Annotated in this window: 16 protein-coding genes; 9 read left to right on the top strand and 7 right to left on the bottom strand. The window is 65.3% G+C overall.

The features are described 5' to 3' along the window. The first annotated feature begins 20 nt into the window (after positions 1 to 20). From QOS90_RS21100 to QOS90_RS21140, 9 genes are all read left to right on the top strand, one after another. Entirely contained in the window at positions 21 to 980 is a 960-nt protein-coding gene (locus tag QOS90_RS21100; protein ID WP_027596692.1) for an AAA family ATPase, read from the top strand. 4 nt (positions 981 to 984) lie between these two features. Beyond that, a complete protein-coding gene (locus QOS90_RS21105) occupies positions 985 to 1929 on the top strand; it encodes a DUF58 domain-containing protein (RefSeq protein ID WP_085273753.1) in 945 nt (314 codons plus the stop codon). Continuing rightward, positions 1926 to 2420, top strand: a complete 495-nt coding sequence (locus tag QOS90_RS21110) for a DUF4381 domain-containing protein (RefSeq protein WP_027596694.1) — start codon at positions 1926 to 1928, stop codon at positions 2418 to 2420. Before QOS90_RS21105 ends, QOS90_RS21110 begins: the two co-directional genes overlap by 4 nt. Next, positions 2413 to 3489, top strand: coding sequence for a vWA domain-containing protein (locus tag QOS90_RS21115; protein WP_027596695.1), 1077 nt, complete (start codon positions 2413 to 2415; stop codon positions 3487 to 3489). The genes QOS90_RS21110 and QOS90_RS21115 overlap by 8 nt, the downstream gene beginning before the upstream one ends. After that, positions 3486 to 5204 (top strand): vWA domain-containing protein, encoded by a 1719-nt coding sequence (locus tag QOS90_RS21120; protein WP_085273666.1) that lies wholly within the window; start codon positions 3486 to 3488, stop codon positions 5202 to 5204. Before QOS90_RS21115 ends, QOS90_RS21120 begins: the two co-directional genes overlap by 4 nt. Continuing rightward, positions 5201 to 6835 carry a BatD family protein gene (locus tag QOS90_RS21125; protein WP_085273667.1) on the top strand — a complete coding sequence of 545 codons (1635 nt, stop codon included), beginning with the start codon at positions 5201 to 5203 and terminating at the stop codon, positions 6833 to 6835. Before QOS90_RS21120 ends, QOS90_RS21125 begins: the two co-directional genes overlap by 4 nt. Before the next feature lie 450 nt (positions 6836 to 7285). Further along, positions 7286 to 8524, top strand: coding sequence for an exonuclease SbcCD subunit D C-terminal domain-containing protein (locus QOS90_RS21130; protein ID WP_027596698.1), 1239 nt, complete (start codon positions 7286 to 7288; stop codon positions 8522 to 8524). Then, positions 8521 to 12165 (top strand): AAA family ATPase, encoded by a 3645-nt coding sequence (locus QOS90_RS21135; protein ID WP_085273668.1) that lies wholly within the window; start codon positions 8521 to 8523, stop codon positions 12163 to 12165. The genes QOS90_RS21130 and QOS90_RS21135 overlap by 4 nt, the downstream gene beginning before the upstream one ends. Next, entirely contained in the window at positions 12162 to 12755 is a 594-nt protein-coding gene (locus QOS90_RS21140) for a glutathione S-transferase (protein ID WP_027596700.1), read from the top strand. Before QOS90_RS21135 ends, QOS90_RS21140 begins: the two co-directional genes overlap by 4 nt. 250 nt (positions 12756 to 13005) lie before the next feature. Here the strand turns inward: QOS90_RS21140 and QOS90_RS21145 are convergent, their stop codons facing one another. From QOS90_RS21145 to QOS90_RS21175, 7 genes are all read right to left on the bottom strand, one after another. Further along, positions 13006 to 14136, bottom strand: a complete 1131-nt coding sequence (locus QOS90_RS21145) for a lactonase family protein (protein ID WP_177408607.1) — start codon at positions 14134 to 14136, stop codon at positions 13006 to 13008. Then, entirely contained in the window at positions 14102 to 14392 is a 291-nt protein-coding gene (locus tag QOS90_RS21150; RefSeq protein WP_027596702.1) for a DUF5629 family protein, read from the bottom strand. The genes QOS90_RS21145 and QOS90_RS21150 overlap by 35 nt, the downstream gene beginning before the upstream one ends. 138 nt (positions 14393 to 14530) lie before the next feature. Then, the gene (locus tag QOS90_RS21155; RefSeq protein ID WP_027596703.1) at positions 14531 to 16906 is read right to left on the bottom strand and encodes an efflux RND transporter permease subunit; all 2376 of its coding nucleotides are present in this window, start codon (positions 16904 to 16906) and stop codon (positions 14531 to 14533) included. A gap of 20 nt (positions 16907 to 16926) precedes the next feature. Further along, entirely contained in the window at positions 16927 to 17952 is a 1026-nt protein-coding gene (locus QOS90_RS21160) for a WD40/YVTN/BNR-like repeat-containing protein (protein WP_371918151.1), read from the bottom strand. A 299-nt stretch (positions 17953 to 18251) separates the two neighbouring features. Further along, positions 18252 to 20909 carry an aminopeptidase N gene (gene pepN, locus QOS90_RS21165; protein ID WP_085273670.1) on the bottom strand — a complete coding sequence of 886 codons (2658 nt, stop codon included), beginning with the start codon at positions 20907 to 20909 and terminating at the stop codon, positions 18252 to 18254. A gap of 13 nt (positions 20910 to 20922) precedes the next feature. Then, positions 20923 to 21753, bottom strand: a complete 831-nt coding sequence (locus QOS90_RS21170; protein ID WP_085273671.1) for a DUF2797 domain-containing protein — start codon at positions 21751 to 21753, stop codon at positions 20923 to 20925. Further along, entirely contained in the window at positions 21750 to 22010 is a 261-nt protein-coding gene (locus QOS90_RS21175) for a YeaC family protein (RefSeq protein WP_051099822.1), read from the bottom strand. Before QOS90_RS21175 ends, QOS90_RS21170 begins: the two co-directional genes overlap by 4 nt. Positions 22011 to 22015: the final 5 nt, after the last annotated feature.

The raw sequence follows: 22015 nt of genomic DNA on the forward strand, positions 1-22015 counted from the left end.
AATACCAGGAACCGTCGCCGATGGAACACCGTGAAGCGCTGATCGCGCTGCGCACCTTTCTTTCCACCCAGATCCTAGGCCAGGAAAAGCTGGTCGAGCGGCTGTTGATCGTGCTTTTGGCCGACGGCCATATGCTGGTCGAAGGTGCCCCCGGGCTGGCAAAGACCAAAGCCATCAAAGAACTCGCCGAAGGCATCGAGGCGCAGTTCCATCGCATCCAGTTCACCCCCGACCTGCTGCCGGCCGACATTACCGGCACCGAAATCTACCGCCCAGAAACCGGCAGCTTCGTGTTCCAGCAGGGGCCGATCTTCCATAACCTGGTGCTGGCCGACGAAATCAACCGCGCCCCGGCCAAAGTCCAGTCGGCGCTGCTCGAAGCCATGGCCGAGCGCCAGGTCAGCGTGGGCCGCAGCACGTATGACCTGTCACCGCTGTTCCTGGTCATGGCCACCCAGAACCCCATCGAGCAGGAGGGTACCTACCCGCTGCCCGAAGCCCAGCTCGACCGCTTCCTGATGCACGTAAAAATCGGCTTCCCCGACGCTGCGGTGGAACGGCGCATCCTGCTGCAGGCCCGCGGCGAGGCACTGGGCGGCGAGACCAAGCCCGAGCGCCGGGTCAGCCAGCAGGCCATTTTTGCCGCGCGCAAGGAAATCCTCGGCCTGTACATGGCCGATGCCGTGGAGGAATACCTGGTGCAACTGGTCATGGCCACGCGCACGCCGGCCAAGTTCGACGCCGAACTGGCCGACTGGATCGCCTACGGCGCCAGCCCGCGTGGCTCAATCTCGCTGGACCGCTGCGCGCGTGCGCACGCCTGGCTGGCCGGGCGCGACTTCGTCAGCCCCGAGGACATTCAGGCAGTGCTGTTCGATGTGCTGCGCCACCGCATCATCCTGTCGTTCGAGGCCGAGGCTGCGGGGATCGACCAGGACCGCGTGGTCCAGCGCATCCTCGACGTCGTCGCCGTTGCCTGACCCCATGCCCACCGCGCAGCTGGCCGAACCCGGCATCCGCATCGGCCTTGCCGAGCTGATCGACATGCGCCACCGCGTGCGCGAAATCCAGCTGTTCTCCCGGCCCGGCCAGCGCAGCCCGCTGGTGGGCCTGCACCACTCCAAGCTACGCGGGCGCGGCGTGGACTTCGACCAAGTGCGCGTGTACCAGGCTGGCGACGATGTGCGCAACATCGACTGGCGGGTCACCGCCCGCACCCAGGAGCCGCACACCAAGCTGTTCCATGAAGAACGCGAGCGGCCGATCTTTATCCTGGTCGAACAGAGCCAGCGGCTGTTCTTCGGCTCGGGGCTGATGTTCAAGTCGGTGCTGGCGGCCCAGGCTGCGGCCCTGTTCGGCTGGGCGGCACTGGGCCACAACGACCGCATCGGCGGGCTGGTGTTTGGCGACAACGAGCACCACGAAATCAAACCCCGGCGCAGCAAGCAAAGCCTGCTGCAGCTGCTTAACCGCATCGCCAAGGTCAACCAGGCGCTGCACACCGAAGCCACGCCCCAGGCCGACAGCCTGGGCCTGGCCTTGCGCCGGGCGCGTGAAGTGCTGCGCCCTGGCAGCCTGGCGATCGTCATCTGCGACGAGCGCTCGCTGACCGACCAGGTCGAACAGCACCTGGCCATGCTTTCGCGCCACTGCGACCTGCTGCTGCTGCCGGTCTCCGACCCGCTCGACCATGCCCTGCCCGCAGCCGGCCTGTTGCGCTTCGCCCAGCGCAGCGCGCAACTGGAGCTCGACACCCTCGACGCCAGCTTGCGCCAGGCTTACCGCCAGCAGGCCGAGTCACGTATCGCCCGCTGGGAACTGATGGCACAGAAGCTGCGCGTGGTGCTGATGCCGCTGAGTACGCAAAGCGAGATGATCGAGCAACTGCGCGAATACCTAAACGCCCAGCGCCCGGGGAGCAGCAAATGACCCCGCTGGACCAGTTGCAACCGCTGATTGCCCCGCCGGCAGTCGGCCTGTGGCCACCGGCACCGGGTTGGTGGGTATTGCTGGCCTTGCTGCCGCTGCTTGCCTGGGGCCTGTGGCGCGTACGCCATTGGCGCCCGCGCAAACGCCGCATCGTGCGCGCCGAGCAACCGCTCGACCCGGTACGCGTGGCCGCCCTGGCCGAACTTGCCCAGCTGCCACGCCCGTATGACGGCGCCCCGGCCGGCGCCTGGCTGCAACAGATCAATGCCCTGCTCAAGCGCCTGTGCCGCAGCCACTACCCGGGCGCCAACAGCCATACCCTCAACGGCCGCCAGTGGCTGGCGTTTCTCGACAACCGCTGCCCGGCCGCCGGCCTTACGCGTTGGATGGTGCTGGTCGAAGGCGCCTACAAGCCTGAGTGCAAACTCGACGACAAAGCCATCGTCGGGCTTAGCCAGGCCGTCGAAACCTGGATCCGCAAGCATGTTTGAACTGGCCTGGCCGTGGATGTTCGCCCTGCTGCCGCTGCCGTGGCTGGCTCGCCTGGTGTTGCCAGCCGCCGACAGTGGCGAGCCGGTGCTCAAAGTGGGCTTCCTGAACGAGCTGGAAGGCCTGGCCGGGCGCCGGGCACGGCTCAACCTGCCCACCTGGCGCCAGCAGGCACCCTTTGTCATCATCTGGCTGTTGCTGCTGCTGGCCGCGGCCCGCCCGCAATGGCTCGGCGACCCGGTACCGGTGGCCGCCAGCGGCCGCGACCTGCTGGTGGCGGTGGACGTGTCCGGCTCCATGGACTTCCCCGACATGCAGTGGAAGAACGACGAAATCAGCCGCCTCGACCTGGTCAAGGCGCTGCTTGGCGACTTTCTTCAGGACCGCGAAGGCGATCGGGTTGGGCTGATCCTGTTTGGCAGCCAGGCCTACCTGCAGGCGCCGCTGACCTTCGACCGGCGTACCGTGCGCACCTTCCTTGACGAAGCGCAGATCGGCATCGCCGGCAAGAACACTGCCATCGGCGATGCCATCGGCCTTGCGGTCAAACGCTTGCGCCAGCGCCCGGCACAAAGCCGCGTGCTGGTGCTGGTCACCGACGGCGCCAACAACGGTGGGCAGATCCACCCACTGACCGCCGCCCGCCTGGCCGCCCAGGAAGGCGTGCGCATCTATACCATCGGCATCGGCGCCAACCCCGAGGCCAGCGGCACGCCCGGCCTGCTGGGCCTCAACCCGAGCCTGGACCTGGACGAAGCCTCGCTCAAGGAAATTGCCGAGCTGACCCACGGCGCCTACTTCCGCGCCCACGACGGCGCCGAACTGAACGCCATCGGCGACGCCCTCGACCAGTTGGAGCCAGTGGCCCAGCAGCCAACCCAGGCGCGCACCGCCAAGGCCTTGTACGCCTGGCCATTGGCCCTGGCACTGTTGCTCAGCGTGCTGCTGGTGGTGGCCGTGCAGTGGCCAGACAACCGCTTGCAGCGCCTGCTGCGCAAACCGCGCTTTCTGCAGCCGCACCCAGAATGGCGCCAGCGCCTCAAACGCCTGCGCCTGAGGAAACGGCGATGATCGACCTGTGGCCACAATGGTTGCGCCCGCTCTGGCTGTTGGTAGTGCCACTGCTCGGCTGGTTGCTGTTCAAGCTGTGGCACCGACGCAAACGCGCCGGGCGTTGGCAGATGATCCTGCCGCCCGCGTTCCACGCCGTGCTGCTCGGCGGCGGCAGCGGCAGCACCAGCAAACTGCCTTGGGTGGCGCTGGGCCTGGCGTGGACGCTGGTGGTGCTGGCACTGCTCGGGCCCAGCTGGCAGCGTGTGGAAGAAAACCGGCAGCGCCCTGCCGACCCGCTGGTCATCCTGCTCGAACTGACCCCACAGATGCTCGCCGAAGACAGCCCGCCCAACCGGCTGGAGCAGGCCCGGCGCAAGGTCCTCGACCTGCTCGAACGCCGCCACGACAGCCAGACCGCGCTGATCGTCTACGCAGGGTCCGCCCACACCCTGGTGCCACTGTCCGATGACCTGGGCACCACCCGCAACCTGCTGGAGGCGATCGACCCTTCGATCATGCCCAAACCCGGCCAGCGCGCCGACTTGGCCGTGCAAAAAGGCCTGGCCCTGCTGGCCCAGAGCGGCCTGGGGCAAGGGCGCCTGCTGCTGATCGGTTCCTCGCTCAGCGCAACGGAGCGCGAGGGCATCACGCAGGCCCTCGGCCGCCAGGGCCCGAGCCTGCTGATGTTGGGCATCGGCAGCCGAGATGGGGCACCGGTGCGACAAGCCAATGGCGAATTCCTTAAAGACGACCAAGGCGGAATTCTGCTGCCGCGCCTGGACAGCGCCAGCCTCAAGGCATTTGTCAGCGGCACCGGCGGGCGCTACCGCAATGCCCGGGTCGACGACCTCGACCTGCGCGGCCTGGGCCTGTTCGACACCCCGCGCACCGCACGCAGCGACGGCCAGACCCTGCAATTGGACAGCTGGGCCGACCAGGGTTACTGGCTGCTGATTCCGCTGTTACTGCTGGCGGCCTGCGCCGGTCGTCGCGGCTGGCTGTTCTGCCTGCCCCTGTTGCTGGCCTTGCCGCAGCCCAGCCAGGCCTTCGAGTTCAACGACCTGTGGCTGCGCCCCGACCAGCAGGGCCAGCGTATGCTCGAACAGAACCGCCCGGCCAGCGCCGCACGGCATTTCCAAAATCCACAGTGGCGCGGCATGGCGTTGTACCAGGCTGGCGATTACGCCGGAGCCGCCCAGGCATTCTCACAAGGCAACACGGCAGCGGACCACTACAATCGAGGCAATGCCTTGGCCCGCAGTGGCGAGCTGGAAGCCGCCTTGGATGCCTACGAGCAGGCCCTGGAGCGCCAACCCGACCTGCAACCGGCACTGGACAACCAGGCACTGGTCCAGCAACTGCTGCAACAGCGCGAGGCGAAGGCCGAAGAACAACCCGCCAGCAACGAGGCCCAAGGCACACCCGGCAGCGAAACCGAAGGCAACAGCAGTTCGGCCAGCAGCCCGGCCCAGGGCACCCCTGGCAATGACGAACCCGCCAACGCCGAAGAACCCGGCGAAGGCAGCACCAACAGCCAGGCCACACCCGGCAACCAGGGGGGCGCCGACGACAACGTCACCGTGCCCCCCCAACGCCCGGTGTCGACCAACCTCGACGCCGAACAGCGTCAGGCCCTTGAACAATGGCTGCGGGAGATTCCCGATAACCCGGCGGAGCTGCTGCGGCGCAAATTCTGGTATGAACAGCAATTGCATCAGGACAATCCACGATGAGTCGCTTCGGCGTCTTTCTGCTCGGTGTCACATGGGCCTTGATGGCCCAGGCCGAACCCATGCTGCAAGCCAGCGTCGACCGCACCCGCCTGGAGGCCGGCGAAAGCCTGGAACTGACCCTCGAAAGCCAGGACGTGACCCAGTTCGGCAAACCCGACCTGCGTGCCCTTGAAGGCGACTTCGAAGTGCGTGGCACACGCCAGCTGAACAGCCTGCACACCCTCGATGGCGAGACCCGCGCCAGCACCCGCTGGATCATCACCCTGCTGCCACGGCGCAGCGGCAGCCTGCGCATCCCGGAGCTGCAACTGGGCCAGTCGCGCAGCCAGGCCATCGACCTGCAAGTGCTGCAAGCCGATGCCAGCCGCCAGGAAAGCGCCTCCCAGGTGTTCATTGAGGCGACCCTGGACAGCAACGAGGTCTATGTTCAGGCCCAGGCCGTGCTGACCTTGCGCATCTACCATTCGGTGGCGCTGTATGACGACAGCAGCCTCAGCCCACTGCAGCTGGAAAACGCCAAGGTCGAGCCACTGGGCGAGTCGCGCACCTACGAGAAAGAAATCAACGGCGTGCGTCACGGGGTGATCGAAACCCGCTACGCCGTCTACCCGCAGCAAAGTGGCAGCCTCGAAGTGCCGGCGCTGACCTTCACCGCCACCGCGGCTGCCAGCGCCGACAACGAACAATCTGCCACGGCCGCCCCGCGTGCCGGCCGCCAGATCCAGGTCAGCTCGCTGCCCCTGCGCCTGGACGTGCGCCCAATTCCAGCGGCCTGGCCGGCGGGTGCGCCCTGGCTGCCGGCACGCAGCCTGACCCTTGAAGAACACTGGAACCCCGACCCGGGCAGCCAGCAGACGCAGATCGGTGATTCGCTCACCCGCAACATCACCTTGCGCGCCGACGGCTTGTCCAGCACCCAGCTGCCACCGCTGCCGGCCACCGAAATCACCGGCCTGCGCCGCTACCCCGACCAGCCGCTGCTGCGCAACGAAATCAACGAGCGCGGCATGACCGCCAACCGCGAAGAGCGCGAAGCGCTGGTGCCGACCCACAGCGGCGAACTGGCCTTGCCAGCGCTGGAAGTGGCTTGGTGGAACACCCGCGAAGACCACCTGGAGCACACCAGCCTGCCAGCACGCACCCTGAGCGTGCAGGACAACCCGGCCCTGAGCGCTGACACGCCGGTCGGCGACACCCGTGCGGGCAATAGCCTGTTGTGGCCGTGGCAGCTGGCGACGCTGGTGTTTGCCCTGACCACATTGCTGGGCTTCGCCTTGTGGTGGCGGGCCCGTTCACAACCCGCGGTACTGCGCGCCGCGCAACAAGGCCCAAGCCCCCGCACGCTGCTGGACGACCTCAAGCGCGCCTGCCAAGCCAACGACCCGCAGACCACACGCCAAGCGCTGGACGCCTGGGCGCGGCAGCAGCCGGAGACCCTGGCGGAGATGGCTGCGCGGTTCGTGCCGTTGTCCGATGCGCTGGATGGGTTGAACGGGGCGTTGTACAGCGAGAGTGGGCAGTATTGGCAGGGTGAGGATTTGTGGCGCGCGATCGGGACGATTCCGCCGGCTGAGCAGGTGCTGCTGCCATCGGGGGAGACCGGGAGCTTGCCGCCGTTGTATCCGAAATGAGGGGTGGGGGTGAGGTTGGGGTGCATGACATGGGTATTTTTAGCGCCTATCAGATCGAGCGCCGCCCGCGCGGCGCTTCGCAGCACAAGGCTGCTCCCACATCTGTTTCGGGCCAGTGAGGTCTGGGAAATTTGCGCGCGACCGCCTTGTTTGTCCGTCTCGATATCAACGTGGGCACCACGGGGCCGCGCGCCTATGCCACAGGATTAATTGGCCCGAAAAAAATGTGGGAGCAGCCTTGTGCTGCGATGCGCCGCGCGGGCGGCGCTCGATCTCATAGGCACTGCAAAACTCAAGACATGCGCCCCACACGCAATCCGCCAACATCCCCCCACCCATCCCCCCAGCCATGCCCCCTACCCCCACCATTGAGTTACCATACCCCCCTGCGCAACGCCCATCATCCAAGCCAAGCCCCCGCTTGCTCGACTCGACACCAACAGGTCATCCATGCGTCTGTTTCATACCTCCGACTGGCACCTGGGCCAAAGCCTGCACGGCCAGGAACGCGACTTCGAACACGCCTGCTTCCTCGACTGGCTGCTCGGCCAGCTGCACCTGCGCCAGCCGGATGCGCTGCTGATCGCTGGCGACATCTTCGACACGGTCAACCCACCGGTCAAAGCCCAGGAGCGCCTCTACGACTTCATCGTCCAAGCCCATGAGCAACAGCCCAAGCTGGACATCGTGATGATCGCCGGCAACCACGACTCCGGCTCACGCATCGAACTGCCCGCCGCGCTCATGCGCCGCCTGCGCACCCACGCCTTGGGTCGTGTGCACTGGCTCGATGAAGGCCAGCTGGATGCCGAGCGCCTGCTGATCCCGCTGACCAACGCCCGCGGCAAGGTCAGCGCCTGGTGCCTGGCCCTGCCCTTCCTGCGCCCGGCAGAAGTGACCGGCCCGCAGTTGGGTGACGATTACCTGCACGGCATCACCCAGGTGCACCAGCAACTGATTGCCGCTGCCCAGCAAAAGCGCAAGAAGGACCAGGCGCTGGTCGCCATCAGCCATGCCCACATGGCCGGGGGTGCGGTGTCCGAGGACTCTGAGCGCAGCCTGATCATCGGCAATGCCGAAGCCCTGCCGGCCAAGCTGTTCGACAAGGCCATCAGCTATGTCGCCCTGGGCCACCTGCACAAGCCGCAGAAGGTCAACCGCGAAGCGCGCATTCGCTACAGCGGCTCGCCGATCCCGCTGTCGTTTGCCGAAATCAACTACCCGCACCAGGTGCTGGAGGTGGAGCTGGACGGCGCCGAGCTGGTCAGCGTCGAGCCGCGCCTGGTGCCCCGCGCCGTGGCCCTGCAACGCATTGGCCCGGCGCCGCTCGGCGAGTTGCTGGTACAGCTGGCTGAGCTGCCGGTGATCGACTTGCTCGAAGACCCCAATCGTCAGCCCTGGCTCGAAGTGCGTGTGGTGTTGGACGAACCGCAACCCGACCTGCGTCAGCAAGTCGAGGGGGCGCTGCAAGGCAAGGCCGTGCGGCTGATCCGCATCAGCGCCGAATACGCCGGGCGCACGAGTGCCGAGGACGACGACCTGGCCTTCGTCGAACTGTCCCAGATGACCCCGCAGGACCTGTTCAGCCGCGCCTGGGAACAGGCCTACGGCAACCCCGCCGATGAGCAGGCCCTGGCCGATTTCGCCCTGCTCTTGCAGGACGTCCAGCTGGAAGAGGAACAGCCATGAAGATTCTCGCCATCCGCCTGAAGAACCTGGCATCCCTGGCCGGCCCAATCGACATCGACTTCACCGCCGAGCCCCTGGCCAGCGCCGGCCTGTTCGCCATCACCGGGCCAACCGGCGCCGGCAAGAGCACGCTGCTCGATGCCCTGTGCCTGGCGCTGTTCGGCACCGTGCCGCGGCTCAACGACATCGGCCGCGAAGCCAAGGTACCGGACGCCGACGGCGAGATCCCGACCTCGGACCCGCGCAACCTGGTGCGCCGCGGCACGGGCAGCGGTTATGCCGAAGTCGACTTCGTCGGCATCGATGGCCGTCGCTACCGCGCCCGCTGGGAAGCCAACCGCGCCCGCGACAAGGCCAATGGCAAGCTGCAACACAGCCGCCAGAGCTTCTATGACCTGGACAGCGAGCAGGTGCTGGCCAGCGGCAAGAACGAATACAAGCAACTGGTCGAAGCACGCCTGGGCCTGAACTTCGAGCAGTTCACCCGTGCGGTGATGCTGGCCCAGAGCGAGTTCGGTGCGTTCCTCAAGGCCGACGACAAGGAACGCAGCGAGCTGCTGGAAAAGCTCACCAACACCGCGATCTACACCCGCCTTGGCCAGCGCGCCTTCAGCAAGGCGCGCGAGGCCGGTGAAACGCACAACGCTCTGAAAGACCGTGCCAGCCACCTGCTGCCGCTGCTGGCCGAAGCCCGCGCCGAGCTCGACCAGCGCCTGGAGCAGGCGCAACAGCAATTCAAGGCCGACCAAGCGCGCGAGCGCCAGTTGGAGCAACAGCGTGGCTGGCTCAATGAGCAGCGCCTGCTGCAGGTACAGCAGGCCGAAGCCCATGCAACCCTGCAGGCCGCCGAACAGGCCTGGCAGCAGCTGGCCGAACAGCGCCTGGACCTGCAACGCCTGGAGCGCCTGGCGCCACAGCGCCACCAGTTCCACCGGCAGCAGGCCTTGGCCGCGCAACGCGCGCCACTGGCCAGCGAGCTCGACGCACAACAGCGCCAGCAAAGCGACCTGCACAACCGCACCGGCGAACTGGAGCAGGCCCTCGAATCAGCCCGCCAAGCGCTGAGCCAGGCCCAGGCCAGCCAAGGCGAAAACGCCCCGCGCTTGCGCCAGGCGTTCGCCGAGCAAGACACCCTCACCCGCCTGGAACAGGAACTGGGCAAGGCGCGCGAAACCGGCCAGCAGGCCGACCTGGCCGCGGCCGAGTTGCAGCAACAATTGCAGCAGCTGGGCGAGCACCAGCAGCGCGGCCAACAGCAACTGGCCCACATTGAAGCAGCCCTGGCTGACAGTGCGCCCCTGGCCGCCCTGACCAACGCCTGGCAGGCCTATCGCCCGCAGCTGCAACAGTTGCTGCAAATCGGCAACCGCCTGAACCAGGGCCGTGAAGAGCTGCCCGGCCTGCAGGCCCAGGCCAGCCAGGCCAATGCGCAACTGCAGGAACAGCGCGACGCCCTCGACGTGTTGTTCCGCGAAGCCGCAGCAGAGCCTCAGGCCCTGGCCGAGCAGCTCGACCTGCTGGGTGGCATGCTGCAAGAATACCGCAAGCAACAACGCGCCGTGGAAGAACTGTCGCGCCTGCACGCCCGCGAGCAGGAGCTGCAACAGGGTATTCAGTCGCTGCGCGAACGCCAGCAACAGGCCATGCAGCAACGCCAGCAACTGATTGGCGAAGGCACTGCCGCCAAGGCCGAGCTGGAAGCCGCCGAGCAGGCGCTGGCACTGACCCGGCAACTGCTGGAACGCCAGCGCCTGGCACGCAACACCAGCGTCGAAGAACTGCGTGCGCAGTTGCACGATGGCGAACCGTGCCCGGTTTGCGGCAGCGCCGAACACCCCTTCCACCAGCCTGAAGCGCTGCTGCAGAGCCTTGGCCGGCACGACCAGGCCGAAGAAGCCACGGCCATGGCCCAGGTTGAGCAATTCAACACCCGCCTGATCGAACTGCGCACCCAGGTGGGTGTGGTCAACGGCCAGATCAAGGAATACCAGCACCAACAGGCACAACTGAACGAGCAATTGCAGCCATTGGCCGGCCAACTCGCCGCCCATGCCTTGTGGCCCGCCCTCAGCGCCCATGAAGGCAAGGCCCGCAGTGGTTGGCTGGACAGCCAGTTGCAGCGCCTCGACCAAGAGATCGCCCGCGACGAAAAACGCCAGTCCACCCTGCTGACCCTGCAACGCGATGCCGCCCGCCTGAACCAGCAGTTGCAGGCTGCCAGCGAAGCCCAACAGCAGGCCCAGCGCCGCCTGGACCAACAGCATCAAGCCCTGGCCGCCGACCAGGAACGCCTCGAACAGGCCCTGGCTGATTTCGCCACCCTGCTGCCAGCGCCTGTGTTGCAGGCACTGCACGACGAGCCAGCGCACGCCTTCCTCAGCCTTGACCAGCAGATCGCCCAGCGCCAGCAACAGCTGGACCAGCAAAAGGACGAACTGCAGGAACAACAGCAACGCCAGCAACAGCTGGAGCGCCTGCTCGATCAGCAACACACCCGCGTGCAGCGCCAGCAAGACCTGCAGCAGCAGATCAACGGGCTGGCCGAGCAGATGGAAAAAGCCCGCGCCGCATTGGCCGAGTTGCTCGGTGACCACCCGCGCGCCGAAGACTGGCAGCGCCATCTGGAACAGCAGGTGGAGCAGGCCCGCACAAGCGAGGCCGAAACGGCCGAGCGCCTGCAACACGCCCGCACCCAAGCCCTGCAACTGGCCGGCGAACTCAAGGCCAACATCGCCCGCCAACAGGCGCTCGAACAGGAGCACCAGCAGTTGCAGGGGGAAATCGCCCACTGGCGCGCCGAACACCCCGAGCTGGACGACAGTGGCCTGGACCGCTTGCTGGGCATGGACGACGCGCAAATGGCTGAACTGCGCCAGCACCTGCAGGCGGCGGAAAAGGCTATCGAACAAGGCCGCGTACTGTTGCAGGAGCGTGAACAGCGGCTGCAGCAACATGCCGCGCAAGCCAGTGTCGAAGCCACGGCCGAAGACCTGGAGCAGTCGTTGCTTGAGCTACGCGAAGTGCTGGCCAACCATGAACAGCAGTGCGCCGAGCTGCGCGCCGCCCAGGCCGAAGACCAGCGCCGTCAACAGGCGTACCAGGCTCTGGCCACGGAAATCGAGCACGCCCATCAGCAGTGGCAGCGCTGGGCGCGGCTCAATGCGCTGATCGGCTCGGCCTCCGGCGATGTGTTCCGCAAGATCGCCCAGGGTTACAACCTCGACCTGCTGCTGCACCATGCCAACAGCCAATTGCGCCAGCTGGCGCGTCGTTACCGCCTGAAACGTGGCGGCAGCGCCCTCGGCCTGCTGGTGCTGGACACCGAAATGGGCGACGAGCTGCGCTCGGTGCATTCGCTGTCGGGCGGTGAAACCTTCCTGGTCTCGCTGGCCCTGGCCCTTGGCCTGGCGTCGATGGCGTCGAGCACCTTGCGCATCGAATCATTGTTCATCGACGAAGGCTTCGGCAGCCTCGACCCAGAGTCACTGCAACTGGCCATGGATGCCCTCGACGGCCTGCAGGCGCAAGGCCGCAAGGTGGCGGTGATCTCCCACGTGCAAGAGATGCATGAGCGGATCCCGGTGCAGATCCAGGTACGCCGCCAGGGCAACGGCCTGAGTGACGTCGAGGTGTGCGGATGATCCTCTACTCGTTCCGCCGCTGCCCTTGGGCCATGCGCGCGCGCCTGGCCTTGCGCTACGCCGGGTGCGAGGTGCAGATCGAAGAAGTGGCGATGAAGCACAAGCCCGCCACGCTGCTGGCCTTGTCGCCCAAGGGCACGGTGCCGGTGCTGGACACCGGGGCGGGTGTGCTGGAAGAAAGCCTGGACATCATGCGCTGGGCACTGCAACGCAACGACCCGCAGGACTGGCAGCTACTGGCCGACCCTGCGGCGGCGCAACAGGCTGAGGCGCTGATCGCCCGCAACGACAGCACGTTCAAGGCGCAGGTGAACCTGTACAAGTACGCCGAGCGCTACCCCGAACATAACCGCGAGCACTACCGCCAGCAGGCCGAAGCCTGGTTGGTGGATCTCGAGGCTTTGCTCGAAGGGCGTGCGTACCTGCTGGCCGATCACCCGAGCCTTGCCGATGCCGCCTTGTTGCCCCTGATGCGCCAGTTTGCCGGGGTCGAACCGCAGTGGTTCGCCGAGGCGGCTTATCCGCGGGTGCGGAGCTGGCTGGAGGGCTGGTTGGGGTCGGATCTGTTCAAGGCAGTGATGGCGCGATAGCTGGCAGTGTCCGGCGGGCATGCTTGAGTAGTTTTGAGATCGAGCGCCGCCCGCGCGGCGCTTCGCAGCACAAGGCTGCTCCTACAGGTGCATGGCGCGATATCGAGTTGGACTCACAGGGCGGTCGCGCGCCGCCTTCACAGGCGTGACTGGCCCGAAACAAATGTAGGAGCAGCCTTGTGCTGCGAAGCGCCGCGCGGGCGGCGCTCGATCTCAAGAACGCCCAAAAACGAACGCCGAACACCTGGCGTCACTCGATGAACTTCAGGTCCGACGGCGCAGCCTGCGGCAGCGTCTGTACTGTCTCACCGAGCTTGCCGCTACGCGGGTCACGGCGCATGACCACGATCTGGTCACTCTTCTGGTTGGCCACCAACAGGAAGTTGTCGCTAGGGTCGAGGGTAAATTCCCGAGGGTGATCGCCCTCCACCGAACGGCGTTGCAAGAACGCCAACTGGCCATCCTCCTTGCCCACGCTGAAGGCCACGATCTCATTGGCCGTGCCGCGATTGCTCACGTACAAGAAGCGCCCATCCGCCGACAGGTGCAGGCCGCCAGCGGCCTTGGCCGCAGCGTCCTGGTGGTCCGTCAGGGGTAGACGCTGGCGCTCGACCAGGCTGCCGTTCTGCACATCGAACACCACCACCTCAGCGCTCATTTCCAAGGTCAGGTAGGCGTGTCGCCCCTTGGCGTCGAACAGCAGGTGACGCGGGCCGCTGCCCGGCGGCAGGGCCACCGACGCCGGAATCGCTGGCGTCAGTGGGTGGTCTGTGCTGGCACCGTCGTAACGGTAGATGAACACCTTGTCGGCGCCCAGGTCGCAGGCATACAGGTGCTGGCCGTCCGGCGACAGCACCAGCGAATGCACATGGGCGCCGGCCTGGCGTTCGGGGTTTACGCCGCTTGGTTTATGGCGGGCTTGCTGCACCACGTCCTTGAGCTTGCCGTCCTTGGCCACCGGGATCACCACCAAGCTGCCGCCGGGGTCTGGCTTGACGGCGTAGTTGGCAACGAACAGGAAGCGCTGGTCGCGACTGAGGCTGGCGTGGGTCGGCTCGTCGCCTCGGGTGGTCACCTGGTTGAGCGGTTTGATCTCGCCTTTGCGGCTCACGCTGAAACTGCTGACGTGGCCTTGCGCGGTTTCGTTGACTGCAAACAGTTGCCGTTGGTCGGCCGAGAGCACCAGCCAGGAAGGGTTCTCGCTCTTGACCACCTGTTGCGGGGTCGGCGTGATCTGGCCTGTCTTGCTGTCGAACAGGTAGCGGTAGATGCCTTGGCTCTGGCCATCGGTGTAGCTACCCACCAGCAGCGTGGCGGCGTGGGCGTTGATTGTCAGGCTCATCAGGCTAGCGGTCAGCAGGCTCGTCCAGATCCGGTTCATCGTGGTCTTCATCCGGGGCGCGAAAGGCACTCATACAGACTAGACGATGCTCGCCCTGGGCACCGTTGAGCGTCCACTCGTCACCCGTGGCGGTGGCGGCGGCGATCTGCTCGGGGGTGAAGTTCCAGCGACGCAGCTGGCGGCCGTCCATGCATTCGACGGTCAGGCCGGTTTCGTTGGACGTGAAATCGAAGGCGTGCAGGCCATCGATCAGCAGCATGTCGCAGGTTTGGAGGGCGGTGGCGAGGGGGGACATGAGGGTACCAATTGGGAAAAGAGCGACAGTATAGCGACATGGCACCTGTGGGAGCGGGTTTACCCGCGAATGCGTCGGCGAATGCACCACCGTATTCGCGGGTGAACCCGCTCCCACAGGCCCTCTACAGCCCCTCACTTAATGGGCAAAAATGGACCCGCCCTCCTTGCCCACCATCTTCTCAGGCTTGATCAGGAACCGCGCCAGCGCCGGCAACAGCCACAGCGCACCGAACATGTTCCACAGCAGCATGAAGGTCAGCATCAAGCCCATGTCGGCCTGGAACTTGATCGCCGAGAAGATCCAGGTGCACACACCAATGGCCAGGCACAACCCGGTGAACAACACCGCCTTGCCGGTCGAGCGCAGGGTTTCGTAATAGGCTTCCTGCAACGGCAGGCCTGCACGCAGGAAGCTTTCCAGGCGGCTGTAGATGTAGATGCCATAGTCCACGCCGATGCCCACACCCAAGGCCACCACCGGTAACGTCGCAACCTTCACGCCAATGCCCATGTACGCCATCAGCGCATTGCCCAGCACCGAGGTCAGCACCAGCGGCAGGACGATACACAGGGTTGCGGCGAACGAGCGGAAGGTGATCAGGCACATCACCGCGACGCAGATGTACACCAGCACCAGAATGGTCAGTTCGGCCGACTTGATCACCTCGTTGGTGGCCGCCTCGATCCCGGCGTTACCGGCTGCCAGCAGGAACTGCAGGCCCTCTTTGTTGTGGCTGTCGGCAAAGGCCTTGGCGGCTGCAGTGACGCGCTCCAGGGTCTCGGCCTTGTGGTCGTTGAGGAACACCAGCACCGGTGCCAGCGAGCAGTCGGCGTTGTACAGGCCGTCGGCGCGGGCGATGGAGTTGTTGAGGATGTCCGGGTTGCGCGACAGGGTCTCCCATTTCAGGCTGCCCTCGTTCATGCCCTTGATCACCTGCTTGGACACGGTCACCAGCGAGATCGCCGACTGCACGCCCGGGGTGTTCTCCATGGTCCACATCAGCTCGTCTATCGGCGCCATGGTCGAGTGGATCGAGCAGCTTTCCGACGGCGTCTTGACCATGATCACCAGCACGTCCGAGCTGGTCGAATAGTTGCTGATGATGAAGTTGTTGTCCTGGTTGTAGCGCGAGTCCGGGCGCAGCTCTGGCGCGCCCTGGTCGAGGTCGCCGATTTTCAGGTTCTGGCTGTACCAGAGGCCACCGGCGAACATCACCAAGGCCACGGCAACAGACACCGGCGCCACCTTGGCACTGGCGAAATTGGACAGCAGGCGCCAGAACGGGTGCTCGCGGGTCGCGTCCTTCTTGCTGCGCTCGACCGCCTTCTTGCTGATGCCGACATAGGAAATCGCCACCGGCAGCAGAATCAGGTTGGTAAAGACGATCACCGCGACGCCGATCGAGGCGCCGATGGCGAGCTCGCGAATGACCCCGATGTCGATGATCAGCAGGGTGATGAAGCCCACTGCGTCAGCAAGGATGGCGATCATCCCCGGCAGGAACAGCTGGCGGAACGTGCGCCGGGCAGCGGTCAGTGCGTTGTCGGCGCCGCTCGACTGCAAGGCGATGCCGTTGATCTTCTGCACCCCGTGGGAAATGCCGATGGCGAAGATCAGGAAGGGTACCAGCATCGAATACGGGTCGAGGCCGAAGCCCACCGCATGCATCAAGCCCAGCTGCCAGACCACCGCCACCAGGGTGGTGATGAGCACAGCGATAGTGCTGCGGATGCACCAGGTAAACCAGTACAGCAGCACCCAGGTGATGCCCAGGGCCACGCCGAAGAACATCGCCACCATCACCAGGCCGTCGATCAGGTCGCCGACCTTCTTGGCGAAGCCGACGATATGGATCTTCACGTTGGGGTTCTGCGCCTGGAACTTGTCGCGGATCTTCTCTTCGAGCAGGTGCGAGAACTGCTGGTAGTCGAGCTTGACCTGCTTGCCTTGGTCCTGCGGGTCGGGGTAGCTCTCCAGCAGCGGCACATCGACGATGCTGGACTTGAAGTTGTTGCCCACCAGGCGCCCGACCTGGCCGGACTTGAGCACGTTGTCGCGCAAGGCATCGAGGCTTTCGGCCGAGCCGTTGTAGGTATTGGGGATCACCTCGCCACCGGAGAAGCCCTCTTCGGTCACCTCGGTCCAGCGCACGCTGGGGCTCCACAGCGACTTCAGCCCGGCGCGGTCGACGCCAGGAATGTAGAACACCTCGTCATGGATCTGGCGCAGGGTCTCCATGTAGTCCTTGTCGAAGATGTCACCGTTGACCGCCTCCACCGAAATACGCACGGTGTTGCCGAGGTTGGCCAGGTCGTTGCGGTGCTCCATCATCTGTTCGATGAACGGGTGCTCGAGCGGGATCATCTTCTCGAAACTGGTCGAGGGGCGGATCTGCGTGGCCTGCCAGAACAGGAAGATGCTGACCAGCACGCACAGGGCGATGACGACGGGGCGGTTGTTGAAGATCAGGCGTTCGAGCAGCGTGGCCTTGTCCTGGTGATGCGGGTGCATGGTGATGCTCTCCCTGCTGGTCATGGACGCGCCTCCTTGGCAGCCTGATCGGCGCCTTCGGCGGTGGCCAGGTGCACGCCACCCTGCCCCACCAGCAGCAAGCCGCCGGTTGTCAGGCCGGTGACGCCGGCCAGGGCGATGCGGTCGGCACGGTTGTAGACGCTGAAGGTTTGCCCGTCGTCATGGCTGCGCAACACGCTGCCGCCGTTACCGACCAGCACCACGCTGCCATCCTCGACAAGCGTAGCGCTTGCCAGGCCGAATTCGAGCGTGCCGCGCGCGGCCTTGAGTTCGATCGGCTGCCAGCTGTCGCCGAAGTCGGTAGAACGGAACAAGTTGCCGCGCAGGCCATAGGCCAACAGCGTATTAGGCTGGGCGGTGCCCATCACACCGAACAGCGAGCCCTCGTACGGGCCGTCGACCTTGGCCCAGGTCTGGCCGTTGTCACCTGAGCGGAACATGCTGCCCTGCTCGCCGACGATGAACAGGCCGGCGTCCTTGATTACGGCGATGCCGTTAAGGTGCAGTTGGTCAGCGTTATCCAGGCGCTCGGCAACGTCCTGCCAGTGCTGGCCGCCGTCGGTGGTTTCCAGCAGTGCGCCATAGGCACCCACGGCAAAACCGTGCTGGGCGTCGAGGAAGGTGACGTCGAGCAGCGGGGCTTCGCGGGCCAGGTCTTCGAATTGCTTGCTCCAGGTCGCGCCGCCATCGGTACTGGCGAGGATCTGCGCATCGTGGCCGACAGCCCAGCCGCGCTTGTCGTCGAAGAAGAACACAGCGGTGAGCAGTTGCCGGGTGGGTACCCGGGCCTGGGTCCAGGTCTTGCCCTGGTCGTCGGAGAACAGGATATGACCGCGATCACCGACCACCACCAGACGCTTGCCGGCCTGGGCGGCGTCGATCAGCAGGCTCTGACTGGCCTTGGCCGATTCGGTCGAGTATTCGTCGGCAGGCGCCGCTTGCGCGGTGTCCGCCCACATCCCAAGTGCCAGCGCCAGCACCGCGCCAGCCGCCAACGGCCAGGCACCACGCCTAACCTGCGTCATCACACGCTCCCTCATGACCATCCCCTATTGTGTTCTTCTTGGTGGGTCTGTGCGTTGAAAAGCCTGTGTTAGAGGCTTGTGGGGATCGTATCGGGGATGACTGAAGAATTACAACGAACGGGACGTTATGTTTTGTTAACCGCCCAAAAGCCGGGGCCGCTGTGCGGCCCATCGCAGCGGTTCGGCGCCCCGACAAGCCAGCTCCTACAGGTACAGCGCCGCCCTTGAACTGTGCGCTTTACCTGTAGGAGCTGGCTTGCCTGCGATGGGCTGCACAGCAGCCCCTGGATCTGCCAGGCTCACGCCAAGCTCTTGCTCACCACCTCATACACATCACTGGACAGCGACCCAGAAGCCAGAATCCGCTCCAGCTCACCCTTCATCAGCGCCTGACGCGCGTCGTCGTACTTGCGCCAGCGGGTCAGCGGGGCCAATTGACGCGAGGCAATCTGCGGGTTCAGCGCATTCAGCTCGATCACCAGGTCCGCCAGGAAGCGATAACCCGAACCATCGGCCGCATGGAAGTTGACCAGGTTCTGCCCGGCAAACGCCCCCACCAACGCCCGCACCTTGTTCGGGTTTTTCAGGGTGAACGCCGGGTGCTGCATCAGCGCCTTGACCCGGGCCAGCCCGCCTGGCAGCGAACTGGCGGCCTGCACGCTGAACCACTGGTCCATGACCAACGGGTTGTCCTTGAAGTGCTCGGCGAAGGTGTCCAGCGCCTTGGCCCGCTCGGCTTCGAACGGCGAGTTGACCAGCACCGCCAGGGCGGTCAGGCGCTCGGTCATGTTGTCGCACTGGTCGAACTGCTCCAGGGTCGCTTCCAGTACCTGCGGCTTGCCGCTCTGCATCAGGTACGACAGGGCGATGTTCTGCAGGCTGCGGCGGGCGAAGTGCTCGGCCGCGGCCACGTAGGCCGTGCTGCGCGAGACCTCGCGGTGCGCCTGGTAGCGGGCCCACAGGCCATCGAACAGCTGCTCGGCGATCTGCTGGCGGGCGAACTCGCGGGCGGCGTGAATGGCATCGACGTCAGCTACCTGGCTGATTTCGGTGAGGTAGGCCTCGCCCGGCAGCGAGAGCATCTCGGCGACCATGGCGGCGTCCAGCGATTCGTTGCCCAGCACGGTACCGAGGGCGGTGATCAGGCGCGGGTCGAGCTTCAACGCTTCGCCACGTTGATGCTGGCCGATCAGCTCCTGCAGCACCTGCACCGACAGCTGTTGGCCCGCTTCCCAGCGGTTGAAACCATCGCTGTCGTGCTGCATGAGGAACATCAGCTGGTCGCGGTCGTACGGGAAGCTCAACTTCACCGGCGCGCTGAAGCCTCGCAGCAGCGAGGGCAGCGGCTTGGCCGTGAGGCCTTCGAAGGTGAAGGTTTGCTCCGCCTCGGTCACCGACAGCACGCGGCTGGTGCCGCCGGCCGCGGCTTCACCCGCCAGGCGCAGCGGCAGGTCGTTGCCTTCGGCATCCAGCAGGCCCAGCTCGACCGGGATCACGAACGGCAGCTTCTCGGCCTTGTCCGGGGTCTGCGGGCAGCTCTGGCGGAAGGTCAGGCTGTAAGTCTGGGCGCCTGCATCATACGCTTCGCTGACCTCCAGGCGCGGCGTGCCCGCTTGGTTGTACCAGCGTTTGAACTGGGTCAGGTCAACGCCGTTGGCATCTTCCATGGCCTTGATGAAGTCGTCGGTGGTCACCGCCTGGCCATCGTGGCGTTCGAAATACAGGTCGCTGCCCTTACGGAAGCCCTCGGCCCCCAGCAGGGTGCGGACCATGCGTACAACCTCGGCACCCTTTTCGTACACAGTCAGGGTGTAGAAGTTGGAGATTTCAATGAAGCTGTCCGGGCGTACCGGGTGGGCCATGGGGCCGGCATCTTCGGCAAACTGGTGGGTCCGCAGGTAAGCGACGTCCTCGATGCGCTTGACCGTGCGTGAGTTCATGTCGGCGCTGAACTCGGCGTCGCGGAACACCGTGAAGCCTTCCTTGAGCGACAGCTGGAACCAGTCACGGCAGGTGACGCGGTTGCCCGACCAGTTGTGGAAGTACTCGTGGGCCACCACGCCTTCGACACGCTGGTGGGCGGCGTCGGTGGCGGTTTCGGCCCGGGCCAGCACACAGCTGGAGTTGAAGATGTTCAGGCCCTTGTTTTCCATAGCGCCCATGTTGAAGTCATTGACCGCGACGATCATGAAGATGTCCAGGTCGTACTCACGGCCATAGACTTCTTCGTCCCAGCGCATGGACTTCTTCAGGCTGACCATGGCGTGGTCACACTTGTCGATGTTCTCGGGTTCGACGTAGATGCGCAGGGTCACATCGCGGCCCGACTGGCGCACGAACTTGTCCTCGACGCACCAGAGGTCACCGGCCACCAGGGCGAACAGGTAGGCCGGTTTCATGAACGGGTCTTCCCACGTTGCCCAATGGCGGCCGTCTTCTGCCGGCCCGCTGCCGATGGGGTTACCGTTGGACAACAGCACCGGGTAGCGATGCTGCTCGGCGATCACCGTGGTGGTGAAGGTGCTCATCACGTCCGGGCGGTCGAGGTAGTAGGTGATCTTGCGGAAGCCCTCGGCCTCGCACTGGGTGCAGAACATCTTGCCGGACTTGTACAGGCCTTCCAGCGCAGTGTTGCTCTCGGGGTGGATCTTCACGCTGGTGTCGAGGGTGAAACGCTCGGCCTTGGGCTGCACGGTCAGGCTGTCGGCTTCGAGCTGGTAATCGCTCGCCTGCAGCTCGGCATCGTCCAGCGAAGCGCGCAGCAGCTCAAGCTGCTGGCCGTCGAGCACCAACGGCGGCAGGCCGGCACCGCGTGCCGGGTTGCGGCGCATGACCAGTTGCGCATGGACCAGGGTGTGGTCCTCGAACAGCTCGAAGGTCAGGTGCGTCTCGTCGATCAGGTACTCGGGCGCCTGGTAGTCCTTGAGGTAGATCACTTGCGGTTGTTCGGTACGCATGTGCAGGTCCTTTTTACTGGAGCACGGCCAACTGGTAGGCCGTGTACTTGCGAATGTTGATCACGCCGGTGTCGAAGATCAGGTACTGGCCCTTGATGCCCAGCAGCGTGCCTTCCACTACCGGGTTCTTGTCCAGGTTGAAGCTGACGATCTTCGTCGGGTAGGCCTCGACCGGGTAACGCATCTGCACCACTTCGGCATCCGGCAGCGGCTGGATCGCCTGCAAGCCGAAGCGCCCTTGCAGCTCGCGCAGGCCGTCGGCACAGGCATCGAAGATCTGTTCACGAATGGCCACCAGGTCCAGCGCTTCGGCGTCACCCTTGAGCAGAGCGCGCCAGTTGGTGCGGTCCGGTACCTGGCTGCGCAGCACGTCTTCGACCAGGCCCGACTGCTGGCGGGTGGCCACGCGCATGATCGGTAGCGCCTGGCTGGCACCCTGGTCGAGCCAACGGGTGGGCAACTGGGTGGCGCGGGTAATGCCGACCTTGACCCCTGACGAGTTGGCCAGGTAGACGACGTGGTCGGTCATGCAGAACTGCTCGCCCCAGGACGGTTCGCGGCAGGTGCCGGCGTCATAGTGGCAGCGTTCCGGGGCCATGATGCACACGTCGCACTGGGCCAGCTTGGTCATGCACGGGTAGCAGTAACCCTGGCTGAAGCTGGTCTTGGTGCGCTTGCCGCAATGGCTGCAGTGAATGGCGCCGAGGTACTCGAGGCGCAAGCGCTGGCCGATCAACGGGTTGACCGGCACCTGCTCTTCACCCAGGCGAAAGCTGTATTGCACGACCGGTGCTTCAAGGCGCACCGCCATCTTGCTCAAAGAGCCACGAGCGAGTTCGATCAATGTACCGAGTCCGACTTGAACAGAATGTTAGCGATTGGCGCAGACTTCGAGGCGCACTCTTGCGGCCCCATGTAGCCGGTACGCTGGTCTTCGGGGAGGTTTTTCATTTCCCAGGCGATCACCGCCTGCAGCGACAGCTCTTTCTGCTCGGCAGTGAGCTTGCGGCCATCGGACCATTTGCCGATTTCCACGGCCGTTTTCAGGCTCTCGTAGATCTCGGGAGTAATGTTTTCGATCATTTGCGCGAAAGTGGACATAGCGT

The sequence above is a fragment of the Pseudomonas sp. LAIL14HWK12:I10 genome, assembly GCF_900184205.1.
In the GTDB taxonomy this organism is placed as follows: Bacteria; Pseudomonadota; Gammaproteobacteria; order Pseudomonadales; family Pseudomonadaceae; genus Aquipseudomonas; species Aquipseudomonas kermanshahensis.

Excerpts from the sequence above, each read along its gene's own strand:
- QOS90_RS21100 (WP_027596692.1), top strand. The coding sequence starts at position 21 with ATGGAACACCGTGAAGCGCTGATCGCGCTGCGCACCTTTCTTTCCACC.
- QOS90_RS21105 (WP_085273753.1), top strand. The coding sequence starts at position 985 with ATGCCCACCGCGCAGCTGGCCGAACCCGGCATCCGCATCGGCCTTGCC.
- QOS90_RS21110 (WP_027596694.1), top strand. The coding sequence starts at position 1,926 with ATGACCCCGCTGGACCAGTTGCAACCGCTGATTGCCCCGCCGGCAGTC.
- QOS90_RS21115 (WP_027596695.1), top strand. The coding sequence starts at position 2,413 with ATGTTTGAACTGGCCTGGCCGTGGATGTTCGCCCTGCTGCCGCTGCCG.
- QOS90_RS21120 (WP_085273666.1), top strand. The coding sequence starts at position 3,486 with ATGATCGACCTGTGGCCACAATGGTTGCGCCCGCTCTGGCTGTTGGTA.
- QOS90_RS21125 (WP_085273667.1), top strand. The coding sequence starts at position 5,201 with ATGAGTCGCTTCGGCGTCTTTCTGCTCGGTGTCACATGGGCCTTGATG.
- QOS90_RS21130 (WP_027596698.1), top strand. The coding sequence starts at position 7,286 with ATGCGTCTGTTTCATACCTCCGACTGGCACCTGGGCCAAAGCCTGCAC.
- QOS90_RS21135 (WP_085273668.1), top strand. The coding sequence starts at position 8,521 with ATGAAGATTCTCGCCATCCGCCTGAAGAACCTGGCATCCCTGGCCGGC.
- QOS90_RS21140 (WP_027596700.1), top strand. The coding sequence starts at position 12,162 with ATGATCCTCTACTCGTTCCGCCGCTGCCCTTGGGCCATGCGCGCGCGC.
- QOS90_RS21145 (WP_177408607.1), bottom strand. The coding sequence starts at position 14,136 with ATGAACCGGATCTGGACGAGCCTGCTGACCGCTAGCCTGATGAGCCTG.
- QOS90_RS21150 (WP_027596702.1), bottom strand. The coding sequence starts at position 14,392 with ATGTCCCCCCTCGCCACCGCCCTCCAAACCTGCGACATGCTGCTGATC.
- QOS90_RS21155 (WP_027596703.1), bottom strand. The coding sequence starts at position 16,906 with ATGCACCCGCATCACCAGGACAAGGCCACGCTGCTCGAACGCCTGATC.
- QOS90_RS21160 (WP_371918151.1), bottom strand. The coding sequence starts at position 17,952 with ATGACGCAGGTTAGGCGTGGTGCCTGGCCGTTGGCGGCTGGCGCGGTG.
- pepN (WP_085273670.1), bottom strand. The coding sequence starts at position 20,909 with ATGCGTACCGAACAACCGCAAGTGATCTACCTCAAGGACTACCAGGCG.
- QOS90_RS21175 (WP_051099822.1), bottom strand. The coding sequence starts at position 22,010 with ATGTCCACTTTCGCGCAAATGATCGAAAACATTACTCCCGAGATCTAC.